Origin of the sequence: Halovibrio sp. HP20-59, from assembly GCF_033052795.2 — a bacterium.
Lineage (GTDB): Bacteria > Pseudomonadota > Gammaproteobacteria > Pseudomonadales > Halomonadaceae > Vreelandella.
In genome coordinates, this window is the sequence record NZ_JAWJUW020000004.1 from 239,724 (window position 1) to 251,018 (window position 11,295).

Here is an 11,295-nt window from a genome sequence, read left to right on the forward strand (position 1 = left end):
GATTTTCATTATGGCAGCGTTAGAAATCCACAACGTGCGCAAAGAGTTCGGCAGCGAGCGGGTGCTCAAAGACGTCAGTATTTCGATCGATTCTGGCGAGTTCCTGATTCTGGTCGGCCCCTCGGGCTGCGGCAAGTCCACGCTGATGAATGCCATCGCCGGGCTAGAGCCGGTGACGTCTGGCAATATTTATATTGATGGTGAAGATGTGACCTGGCGCACCCCTGCGGATAGGGATATCGCCATGGTGTTTCAGTCCTACGCGCTTTACCCCAGCATGACCGTGCGCCAGAACATCAGTTTCGGGCTGGAGATGCGCAAGGTGCCCAAAGCCGAGCGGGAAGCCGCCGTGGAGCGGGTGGCCGATCTACTGCAGATCACTCACCTGCTGGAACGCAAGCCTGCACAGCTCTCCGGCGGGCAGCGCCAGCGGGTAGCCATGGGGCGTGCGCTGGCTCGGGAGCCAAAGGTCTACCTGTTTGACGAGCCGCTCTCCAATCTGGATGCCAAGCTGCGCGTTGATATGCGCACCGAGATCAAAAAGCTCCACCAGCGCCTGGGCACCACCATTGTTTACGTCACCCACGACCAAGTCGAAGCCATGACGCTGGCAGACTGCATTGCGGTGATGCGCGATGGGCATATTCTGCAGCTGGGCTCGCCGGATGAAGTCTACAACAACCCGGTGGATATGTTTGTGGCGGGCTTTATGGGCTCACCGTCGATGAACTTTATTCGCGCTACTTTGGAAGATATCAACGGCGGTTATCAACTGCGTATTGCCACGCCGGGTGAAGATGAACTGGTATTGCCTTGGCCGGAGGTGCGTATCGCCCCAGATATGGCCGAACGGCTTAACCAGCCGGTCATTCTTGGCCTACGCCCAGAGCACTTTAGCGAAGAGGATGAGCGGTTAACGTCCCAAGCCGAAGGAACGCTGCTAAGCGCCAGTGTGGCGGTGGTTGAGCCTACCGGGGCGGATATCTTACTGCGTTTGCCGCTGGGCGAGCAGGAAGTGACTGCCCGCGTTGGGCCTAAATGCGTGGTAGCGGCCGGGGAACGCTTGTCGCTGCGTGTTGATATGGGCAGAGCGATTCTATTTGATGCCGAGACCGAGCAGCGTATTGCCTGAAAAACCAGCCGCCCAGATTCAGATTCGCCAGTTAACCGCTACGAGCGGTTGGTGGTAGAAGGCTCTTTGTCGAGTCGTTTAATCTGCCGCCATAAATCTTGGCGTAAATCAGCGATTTTGGGCTGCTCATCGGCGCTGAAGGGCACCGGGCGGCAGAGCCGCTGGGCGCGCAGGCCCAGGCGAGCGCTAAGCAAGCCCGTCGCCAGCCCCTGGCCGGCGCGGGCCGAAAGGCGCCCGGCCAAATCGAGCGAGAGCATATCCATGCTGGCGTCGGTGGCCAGTTCGCTGGCACCGGCAAAGGCCATATTGTGCAGCACGTTACGAAACAGCCGCAGGCGGCTGGCGTAGCCAAGCTCAAGCCCGTAGAGACGGCACAAGCGATCCACCATTGCCAAGCTGCGCCAGGCCACCAGCGCCATATCCACCAGCGTTAGCGGACTGAGCGCGACCATGATGGCGGTTTCACCGGACATGCGGGTGATCAAACGCTGGGCTTCGCGGTCACGTGGCGCCAGCAGGTGATAACGCAGCAGTGTCTGGATCTCCTCCCCACTATGGTGAGGCTGGCTGGCGCGCTGAAAGGCCAACCAGTGGGGATCATCATCGGCGAGCTTGAGTTGGCGCTTAAGCTGCTCGGCCATGGCCTGGGCTTGTTTGGGAGAACGCTGCGGCAGTTCAGCCAGATCGCCACGCAGCTTGTCGTGTCGTTTCAGGCGGCGTAAACGCCCCAACTCTTTGAGCAGTGAGACTCCCCCCAAACCGATCAGGCTGATCCCGAACAGCTGCCAGGCAATGGCGAGCCATTGTGACTGCGCCATTGCGTCGGGTATGCCGGTGACCAGCTCAGCCGTGCCTAGTCCGGCACCGCCCACCAGGGCAAACAGCAACCCCCAACGGCGTTTGCGTGGTGCACCTAAACTGGCAGCTGGCAGCGCTTTGTCTTCCGGGAGCGGCGCCAGGGGATGACTCTCGTTGGTGCCAGCAAAGGTCTCGCGCTGGCGCAGGGATGACGCTGGCTCAGCCGCCTCATCGGAGGCGGCGCTGCCGTCCAATTTAAAGTGACGACGTGGCTGTGGGTCGGTCATGTCAGTTTATCTCCAATCAGCCAGTCGATGGCGGCATCCATACGGATATGGTCCATGGCTTCTGAGGTGGTGGGCATTGGTCGAAAGCCGGGGAAGTCGAACCCCTGTTGCTGCCAAAAGTCGGCTTTAGGCAGGCGGTTAGGCACATCGCCGGGGTAGACCAGCACGTCTTCGCCTTCCAGGGTGGTGCCGCGTAGCGCTGGTGAGCGCTTACCTTCATGGGTGACCTCGCGCGCTTCGGTGGCGCGAATGGCCGCCAGCGAGAGCGCTTTGACCGGCACATTGGCAAAGCGCAGGTCTTTAAGCGGTTCTGCCAGCAGGGCTTCTAACAGCTGCACCAGGTGGCCGTGCTGATCAGGGGTAACGTGATCGGCCTTGGTGGCGGCAATCGCGAGGCGGTCAATTTTAGGCGCGAACATTCGTGTGAGCAGGCTGCGTTTGCCGTAGTCAAAGCTGTGCATTAACTGGCGCAGCGCACGTGAAAGGTCTTCAAACCGCTCGGGCCCGGCATTCAGAGCACCAAGCACATCTACCAGTACAATCTGGCGGTCAAAGCGGCGGAAGTGATCACGGTAGAAGGGCTTAACCACCTGCTGCTGATAGAAGCGAAAGCGCGCCGCCAGGGTAGCGTAAAGGCTATCGGCGGGCAGTGCTTCCAGCGCTTCTCTAGAGGTATTGAGTTGAGAGGCGTTTAGCTGCGGCAGCGGAAAAAACTGCAGCACGGGGGCACCTTCCAGTTCGCCGGGCAGCAAAAAACGCCCTGGCTGTAGGTCGGAAAACCCTGCCTGTTTGGCGCGACGCAGACCTTGAGCGTAATCTTCAGCTAGGGCGGCGAGCTGAGCCTCATCGGCTTCGCCAGCCGGGTCGAGCTGTTCCACCGCCGCCAGCCACTCGCTAAATAAGCCGCGGCGCTGCTCGCCTGCGTATAGTGCCTGGGCTTGGCTCCAGCTGTAAAAGTCATGCTGCAGCAGCGGTAAGTCGAGTAGCCACTCGCCGGGGTAGTCGAATAGATCCAGCGTAAGGTGGGCGATTTCAGGGGTTAACCAACCGCTGCGGGCCGGGCGATAGCGCAGCTGTAAGCGTAACTCGCTGATGCCACGAGTGGGTTCTGGCCAGCGCGGCGGCGTATCGCGTAGTGCCGCCATGCCGGGGTCGTAGGGAAACCGCGGCACGCCCAGGTCGGGTTGGTTAAGCCGCTGAGCACCGAGCAGGCGGCCTTCCCGGGCAGCCGGCAGCAAATCGAGCCGGGCCTCAACGCCCGCGTGACGCAACTGATTGACCAGCGACGTCAAAAACGCTGTTTTCCCCGCTTGGGAGAGGCCTGTGACCGCTAAGCGCAGCTGGCGATCTCGCCCGCGCTCTAATAAATTGCTCAGTTCGCGACTTAACGGCTGGCGCATCCTTTCGATCCCTTTGTGGCTCTTGCCTAGTCTTTACTGGCTAAACATTAACACCAGTTGCGAAAGCATCGGCAGGGTGGCAATTAAAAAGCCAACCCCCGCCAGGGTGTAGCCGGGCCAGCGGCGGGTCATCTTTTGCGCCAGGGTAAGGCCGAACAAGCACACCACCATACCGATTAAATTAAAGGCCAGTGTGGCGGCTTCTAGCCATTGTTGCGGATCCATTGGATCTCCCTAGCTTAAGTGATAGTGAGCGCATGATAGCAAAGCATTGATGAACCGACGATTAACCGCGGCTGAGGTTGGTGCCTAGCAGGTGCTGAGCGCCAGGTACCAGCCAGACCGGGTCTAACCGCGTATTGGCGGCTTCCACACAGATAAAGCGGCGCGCGGCGTCGGCGGGGGTGTCGCTGGGCAGATCGTGGTTAGGGTGCCACACCACCGTCGAATCGCTCGACTGTTTGCCGATGCGTAGGCTGCGCTCGCCATCGTTGAGCAGCACCGCTTCGTTAGTGTGGTAAATGCGGTCAACGGCGCCTTGAACGGCCAGCGTGCCCTGCTGTTCGGATTCAGCAAAGTCGCGCAGCTTGTCGAGGTAACGCGCGCCGGAAAGGCCTTCCAAGCGGCACTGGTGCACCTCTGCTACGGCTAAATAGGTATGCAGCGCAGCGCTGGTTTTAATCGGCGTTTCGCCGATGTTTTCGCTAATCAGTTCAACGTTGAGCCGCTGGGCGTTGGCTTGTACCACCAAGCGTGCAGTAAGCTGAGTATGCAGAGGGTGCTCGGGGGATAGATGAAGTTCAATGCCTTCGGCGTGCTCGTCAACAGCATCTAAGCGCCAGCCAGCGTGGCGGGCTAGGCCATGGAAGGGGCCGTCGTGATTGGGGCTCTCATCAGCGTAACGCTCGTCGGCAAACCACGGCCAACAGAGTGGAATACCGCCCCGGATAGCGCCTGGCAGCGCTTGTGGTGTAGGCGTCAGCCATAGCCAATCGGTATCGCCGGCAGGGCAGAAATGCAGCACCTGGGCACCCTGTAGACTGATCGCCAGCTCACCCCACGGCATATTGAATAACACCACGTCGCGGCCTTCCCACTGAGTGGTTTGTTGGCCTTGGGTGCTGCTAAGCAAGTGTTTGAGCGAGTCGGGGATCATGATTTTTCCTTTAGAGTTGCCTAGCCACTAGACTAGGGAGCGCCGAACAGTAACGCTGTGTGCTATGGTAGAACAAGCGTGACTCGAAGGTAAAACGCGCCTATATGTGCGCGGTATGCGTGTAGCTATGATGTTAAAGACACTCGTAGCTAAAAAACGTCATTGAAACTCGTTTTTACACCCGTTCTTAAACCCGTTTTTAAAATAGTAAGGAGACTATATGGGCTTTATTGCATGGTTAATCATTGGTGGTTTGGCTGGTTGGATTGCTGGCAACATCATGCGTGGCGGCGGTTTCGGCATCCTGGGTAATATTGGTGTGGGTATCGTGGGTGCGCTAGTAGGTGGTTTTTTGTTCAGCCTTTTAGGCCTCTCTTCCGGTGGTTTTATCGGTTCGTTGGTCACCGCCACTGTCGGTGCAGTGGTGCTTCTATGGGTGATTAGCAAGGTCAAACAATCGTAGCTGTTGCGTTGCTACCTGTATGTCACCGCCCGGCTTTATGCCGGGCGGTGCCGTTTATGCCTGACGATGCCTTGGGCTATCGGTGTTCGCATCACTTTCCGTTACACTAGCATCTTTATTCTGGCGTTCTGCTGGTGACATTGTGTTTTTCCGAGGTGCTTCTTGATCGACGCGTTAAATGCCTGGTGGGCCCAACAGCTCGTGTTGTGTGATTGGGCGTTTACGCCTGACCCGCTGGCGGTCGATGCAAATGCGGCCGAACAGCGCCTTTTGCAACTGGGAATTGCCAACCGGGGAGAACTCGCCGAACAGCTATTCCATGGGTTAGATGCTCCTGCAGGCCATGCCGACCGCCTGCTGGGTGCGCTGGAATGGGCTGCGCTAGCCGGGGCGGCGGGCTGGTTGGAAACGGACCAGGCCCAAGCATGGGCACGGCACGTCACTCATCGCATTGCCCGTGACTATAGTGACTTGCGCGCTTGGCTGGCTGACTTGCGTCGTGCATTAGGTGCCCGTGGTTGGGAATTGGGCGCCGATGACCGCTTTATTGACGCCTGTCAGGCGCTGGCAACGCTTGAAACGGACGGCGAGGGCATCACCTGGGAGGTTCTCGAAAACGCCCTGAGCGAACTCCCTGAGCCTGCCCCGCTATGGCCTCAACCGCCCCAGGCACAAAGTTGGCGGCTGTGCGCGCTGTTTCGTCCGATCATCGTTTATCCCGCCAGCCCAGCCGATTGGCCTGAAGCCACCGATTGGCTGGCCCAGGTATGGGAGGTTCATGACCGCGATGCGTTGCTGGGTGTAATGCTCTGGCTAGGCGCTCAAGGCGAGCGTCAGCGCTGGGATATCGAAGCTCGCGAGCTTTTGAGCATGGACAATGCCCAGCGTATGGAATGGCAGCGCAGCGTGGTGGAAGAATCCCCCTATGCACCCGTGCTGAATAAGTTCGTTACCCAAGGTGAGCCCTTGGAGTGGGCGGCCTGGGACTGGCTGCGGCTTGTCGAGCTTGCCTGGGCAGGCGCCTGCTGTGGCTGGCTCAGCCAGGAAGAAGCCGATGACTTGGCAGGGCACGCGGCTGATTTGATGAGCCGACGCTACCATGACTGGTACGCTGTCCTTAATGCCTACGGACGGGGACAAAGCCTGTTTGATGGCATCGACCGGCGGGGTAAAACTCCCAGCGAGCGGCATCAATTACTACTACACAGCACTCATAGCCCCTGGAAGTGTCCGCCGGGAGAGCTACTGGATAACGCCACACGTAAAGCCTCTCAGGCGCGTATTCGTCAATGGCGTAACACGTCTCACCACTGGCTGTTGGCGCTGGCCAGCGTCCGCGAGCCGGATGCTATGCTGCGCCAAATAGACCCTTCAGCCGCGCTGCCGGAAGATCAGCGTGCAGACGCGGCGGTTTATTTGCAGGAGTCGCTTGGCTTACATGCCGATGAAGGCGCTCATGCCCTGGCGCGCTACTGGCTGCCCGCCCAAGCGCATCATCTTAATCAGCTGGCGGCCGACGCAGTAAACGGTGTTTTACCCCCTTCGCAAAGCGGGTTTGGTCAGCCGACGCCTGAAGAGCTTAAACAGCGTAACGCCGTGAAGGGCGTCAGCCGTCATGCCGCCACTATTCATATGGCTGAAAAATTCGCCTTCTATCTGCATATGTCCCTCGACAGCGGCTTGTTTGATCGAGCGCCTTTGCTAGATTACGCCAGCGCACTGCGCAGCTGCTTATGTCGCTTTTACCCTAATGCCAAGCGTCTGTTAGAGGCCTGGTTTGCCTGGGAGAGTTGCCTACCCGAGCCGGAGCACGCCTCGCTGGTGAATGAAATTATTTGGCATATAGAAGATCCCGGCAGCCTGTTTCACTGGCTGGATTGGCGCCACGATGCCTGGCGCGAACCGGGTAGTCGCCCCACCTTGAGTCACTTCACCGCTATGTCGCTGGTTGGGCCGTTGAACAGTGCGGTGTGGAGCGAGCCGCAGCCGGAGAGTGTTCGAGAATGTGCCGAGATCCGTGAGTGGGTGGATAGTCACTATCACCTGAACAACGCCGAGGATATGCAGGAATTCCTAGCCTATATGCTCGAATCGGGAGATCGCCAGGAATACCAAATTAATTATGCACCCTACACGCTTAACCGCGAGCGGTTAGACGCTGAGATAGCGATTATGGAATCTGGCCACTGTGCAGAAGATGATCGCCACCACCTACTGCGCTTGTGCCGTGTACGCGACAATGAAGATGGCTGTAATGAGATAGACATGGCCGCCTGGGATATTGCCCAACTGATTGATTTGGCAATTGCTGCCCGGCAGCTAGGCTGGCTGGACAGCGCTGCCTTTGCAAAAGTGCTGGACCGTGCTTATCAATTAGCAGCGGACCATTACGCTGGCTGGCACGAATACGCCATGGGTATGTACGCAGGGTTTTCTTTTTTTATGGGCGAAACCCCTGAACGCGAAAGCTTTTTAGCCGGTTTTCGTCAGGCATTGGTGGCCTGGATCTGCGGTGCACCTGTCTTGGCGGGACCGTGGGTGAGCCTCGATTTTCCCGGTAATAAACCGCGCCATTTTGCGCCGCTGCATATCGACACGCTGCCGGGCGATCAGCGCACCTTGCATTGAAGCTCGCCAAACCGATGATAATTAGCTTATAGTCATTCACGGGAAAATTTAATTTGTTATGTCGCCATTTTTTAATATCACGAGGTTAAGCGCATGGTTGCGTTGCAACGCCCCGCTGTGATCGCTGTTCGTGTTGTCAGTGTTTGTTTTTTGGTTACATTGGTTGCTGGCTGCGCAGGTTCTGCGCGGCAGGCCAATACCCAGGCTCCGGATAATTACTTCGCGATGAAGATGCCGGGAATGGGGGCGAATCCGAAAATGTCGCCGGCTGATCCCATTGATGCTCATCTACGCAGTTTACAAGCACCGCCGCCAACTGTCGTTCGCGAGGCGCTGTTGGTTCAGCACCAGCGATGGTCGGGGACACCCTACCGACTCGGCGGCACCTCAGAGCGAGGGATTGACTGTTCCGCCCTGGTCCGCAATGTTTATCGCGACACTTTTAATTTAGAGCTTCCGCGTTCCACCCGTGGCCAAATACACGAGGGACGCCCGATCGACCGCCAAGAGCTGCAGGCGGGCGATCTGGTGTTCTTCAGTCCGCCGGGTCGCTATAACCATGTCGGTATCTACGTGGGCGATGGCTATTTTCTTCACGCCTCGGCTTCACAAGGGGTAACTATTTCTAGCCTGGATAATAGTTATTGGCAACGCTATTACTGGCAAGCGCGGCGTGCGCTTGAGCCTACCCATATGGCTCAGTTAGGCAGTGGTTTCTAACCACTAGAAGCCCTTACTCTAGGAATGGCATGATTGAAGCCAAAACGCGCGCCTGGTGGCGCGCCACCTTGGCGCTTTGCCTCGGCTCATTTCTGGTGTTTATTAATTTGTACGCGCCGCAGCCGTTATTGCCTGGTTTAAAAGACACCTATGACGTCTCGACCCTGGGTGTAAGCCTGCTTATGTCGGTGTCGACGCTCTCGCTAGCGTTGGCGTTACTGGTATTTGGTCCGCTTTCGGATGCCATCGGGCGTGAAGCGATCATGCGCATTACCTTGCTGCTCGCTGGCGGCTGTTCCCTTGCCTTGGCCTTTGCACCCACCTTTGAAAGCCTGTTGGTGCTGCGTCTGGTGCAGGGCTTTGTGCTGGGTGGATTGCCGGCAGTGGCAATCGCCTGGATGGGCGATGAGTTTTCAAAGCCTGCGCTGTTAAGCGCCGTGGGGCTCTATATCGGTGCTAACTCGCTGGGGGGCATTAGCGGGCGTATTGTGGGCGGCGCCGCGGGGGAACTCGGCGGCTCCACTGCAGCATTTTTAGCGGTAGGCGTGATGACGTTGATGGGCGGCGCGTTGTTTTGGCGACTGCTGCCTAACAGCCGTGCCTTTACACCCCAGCGTTTTGAGCTGCGCAAAGCAGTGGACGACTTATGGGGCCATTTGCGCAGCCCGGTGCTGCTCGCTGCCTACTTTTTAGGTGGCATCAACTTCCTGATTTTTATCAACCAATACAGCTATATTACCTTTCGTTTAGCAGCAGAGCCGTATCAATTAGCTGCCAGCGGTTTGGGGCTGATTTTCTTGACCTATCTGGGCGGGACTTTCGGCTCGATGATTTCCGGGCGTTTGGCTGGGCGGTTTTCCCCGGCGGCGTGCATGATGGTGGGTGTGGTGATTTTAATGCTGGGCACGGCGATTACCCTGGCGGATTCGCTGGTGCTGATTATGGTTGGCTTAACGGTTAATGCCTTCGGCTTTTTCATGGCCCACTCGTTGGCTTCTAGCTGGGTAGGACGCTATGCCCAGGGCGCCCGAGGCAGTGCCTCAGCGCTGTATTTGGTGTTTTATTATCTGGGCGCCAGTTTAGGCGGCTTCTGGCTGGAACCATTCTGGCGCTGGGCCGGTTGGCCTGGGGTAAGCATCGGGTCTTGGCTGTTACTGAGCATCACGCTGTTGATTGCCTTTGGCTTGTGGCGCTTTGAACGTCGCCAAGCGGTTAGCTAACTTTCTTCAACTACCATGGCTTCAGCTGACCATTGCTTAAATGGTAGCGCTGTGGGCAGAGCCGTTCGAGTAGCGCAGTATCGTGACTAATCACCAGCACACCCAGCTGGCGTTTTTCCGCCTCCTGTTTTAACGCCTGCCAAAGCTCAAGTTGGGTAATCGGGTCGAGCATGGTTGATATCTCATCGGCGACTAGAAAGCGTACGCCTGGGGCGAGTGCGCGCAGTACACTCACTCGCTGTAGCTCACCGCCAGAGAGCGCGTGGGGAAAACGCGACAGCCAGCTGGGCTGTATGCCAAACGCTTGGCACTGCGTGCTAGAAGGCGCCCAGGCTTCACAAAGAATCTTGCCGACCCGCCAGCGGGGGTTCACCGCTAGCTCTGGGGATTGCGGCAGCCATTGCACGGGCTGCAAGCCACTTGCTGGCAGCGCCTCGCCGTTTATACAGACCTTGCCCACCTGCGGGGTTAAGTAGCCCGCCAAGAGTTTTCCCAACGTTGATTTCCCAGCCCCGGAGTTGCCGCTCAAGCCTACCCACTGCCCCGTGTTCAGCGTTAGCGACACCGCTTGCAGCAGCGATACGCCGGGTGAAAACTGGAAACTCAGCTGGCGTGCCTCAAGCAACGTTAGCCTCCTTTTGACTTTCGTGCTGAGCTTCACGGGTCTCGCGGATTGAGAAGTTATTGTCGGGCAGGGCCAGCCACAAAGCCTGCGAATAAGCATGAGCAAGCGCATCGCCATTACCTTGAAAGGCACTGGCGGCCGCGGTCTCGACTTGTTGGCCGTGCCGCATAATGGTGACACGGTTGGCAATGGGGAGCGCGTGGCGTAAGTCATGGGTAATTAAGATCACCGTTTTGCCCTGATCGGCCAGCTCGCGCAGCGCCATCAGCACGCGCTGGCGTTGGTGCGGATCTAATCCCACGCTGGGCTCATCGGCAATCACTAGCTGGGCCTGGCTAACATGAGCCATGGCCGTCAACACGCGACGCGCCATGCCGCCGGAAAGCTCATGGGCATAGGCCTGCTGGGCTTGGGCGTCTAACTGGTAATGCTCCAACGCTAGTTGAGCGGCGTGCCAGGCGTTTTTAGAGGATTGCCCCGAGCGTTGAGCCGCCCAGGCAACCTGGCGCTGGGTGCGTACCAGTGGATCTAACGCGTTTAGCGACTGAGGTATCAGCGCCAGCTCCCGGCCTCTGAGTTGACGTTGGCGTGGTTTATCAAGAGGTTTTCCTTGATAGCAAAGCTGCCCGTTTAAGCGGGCAGGCGTGGGCAGTAACCCCATAATTGTGTAGGCCAGTAGGCTTTTTCCAGCGCCGGAGGCGCCTACTACCGCATGCACCTCGCCTGCCGAGAACTGCAGCGAGAGCTCATCTAGGCTAGTGGCCCAGCGACGCTTCCACCATGAGGCATGTCCATGAGCGTGTCCATGAGCATAGTAGGGCAGCTGTAGCGTTAAACGGTCAATGGTTAGCATAGCTTTAGTGCCT

At 58.1% G+C, this 11,295-nt stretch carries 11 protein-coding genes; 5 read left to right on the top strand and 6 right to left on the bottom strand.

Annotation, left to right across the window (positions count from 1 at the left end):
* The first annotated feature begins 10 nt into the window (after nt 1–10).
* Complete coding sequence (locus RZA33_RS06800; protein WP_317507098.1) at nt 11–1,132, top strand: ABC transporter ATP-binding protein; 1,122 nt, start codon at nt 11–13, stop codon at nt 1,130–1,132.
* A gap of 38 nt (nt 1,133–1,170) precedes the next feature.
* On the opposite strand, the gene RZA33_RS06805 is transcribed toward RZA33_RS06800, so the two are convergent.
* The 4 genes from RZA33_RS06805 to RZA33_RS06820 form a co-directional block, all read right to left on the bottom strand.
* On the bottom strand, nt 1,171–2,217 hold the full coding sequence (locus RZA33_RS06805; RefSeq protein ID WP_317507099.1) for a TIGR01620 family protein: 1,047 nt from the start codon (nt 2,215–2,217) through the stop codon (nt 1,171–1,173).
* Nucleotides 2,214–3,617 carry a YcjX family protein gene (locus RZA33_RS06810; protein WP_317507101.1) on the bottom strand — a complete coding sequence of 468 codons (1,404 nt, stop codon included), beginning with the start codon at nt 3,615–3,617 and terminating at the stop codon, nt 2,214–2,216. The genes RZA33_RS06805 and RZA33_RS06810 overlap by 4 nt, the downstream gene beginning before the upstream one ends.
* A gap of 33 nt (nt 3,618–3,650) precedes the next feature.
* Nucleotides 3,651–3,842, bottom strand: coding sequence for a hypothetical protein (locus tag RZA33_RS06815; protein WP_146875108.1), 192 nt, complete (start codon nt 3,840–3,842; stop codon nt 3,651–3,653).
* Nucleotides 3,843–3,903: 61 nt separating this feature from the next.
* Nucleotides 3,904–4,773 carry a D-hexose-6-phosphate mutarotase gene (locus RZA33_RS06820; RefSeq protein WP_317507102.1) on the bottom strand — a complete coding sequence of 290 codons (870 nt, stop codon included), beginning with the start codon at nt 4,771–4,773 and terminating at the stop codon, nt 3,904–3,906.
* Between the two features lie 220 nt (nt 4,774–4,993).
* On the opposite strand from RZA33_RS06820, the gene RZA33_RS06825 reads away from it, so the two are divergent.
* From RZA33_RS06825 to RZA33_RS06840, 4 genes are all read left to right on the top strand, one after another.
* A complete protein-coding gene (locus RZA33_RS06825; RefSeq protein WP_317507103.1) occupies nt 4,994–5,236 on the top strand; it encodes a GlsB/YeaQ/YmgE family stress response membrane protein in 243 nt (80 codons plus the stop codon).
* A gap of 162 nt (nt 5,237–5,398) precedes the next feature.
* The gene (locus RZA33_RS06830; RefSeq protein WP_317507104.1) at nt 5,399–7,864 is read left to right on the top strand and encodes a YbeU/YbeR family protein; all 2,466 of its coding nucleotides are present in this window, start codon (nt 5,399–5,401) and stop codon (nt 7,862–7,864) included.
* Between the two features lie 93 nt (nt 7,865–7,957).
* On the top strand, nt 7,958–8,584 hold the full coding sequence (locus RZA33_RS06835) for a C40 family peptidase (protein ID WP_317507105.1): 627 nt from the start codon (nt 7,958–7,960) through the stop codon (nt 8,582–8,584).
* A 29-nt stretch (nt 8,585–8,613) separates the two neighbouring features.
* Complete coding sequence (locus RZA33_RS06840) at nt 8,614–9,804, top strand: MFS transporter (RefSeq protein ID WP_317507106.1); 1,191 nt, start codon at nt 8,614–8,616, stop codon at nt 9,802–9,804.
* Between the two features lie 10 nt (nt 9,805–9,814).
* Here RZA33_RS06840 and RZA33_RS06845 read toward each other — a convergent pair whose 3' ends face one another.
* Nucleotides 9,815–10,429, bottom strand: a complete 615-nt coding sequence (locus RZA33_RS06845; RefSeq protein WP_317507107.1) for an ABC transporter ATP-binding protein — start codon at nt 10,427–10,429, stop codon at nt 9,815–9,817.
* Nucleotides 10,422–11,282, bottom strand: coding sequence for an ATP-binding cassette domain-containing protein (locus RZA33_RS06850; protein WP_317507108.1), 861 nt, complete (start codon nt 11,280–11,282; stop codon nt 10,422–10,424). The genes RZA33_RS06845 and RZA33_RS06850 overlap by 8 nt, the downstream gene beginning before the upstream one ends.
* Nucleotides 11,283–11,295 lie beyond the last annotated feature (13 nt).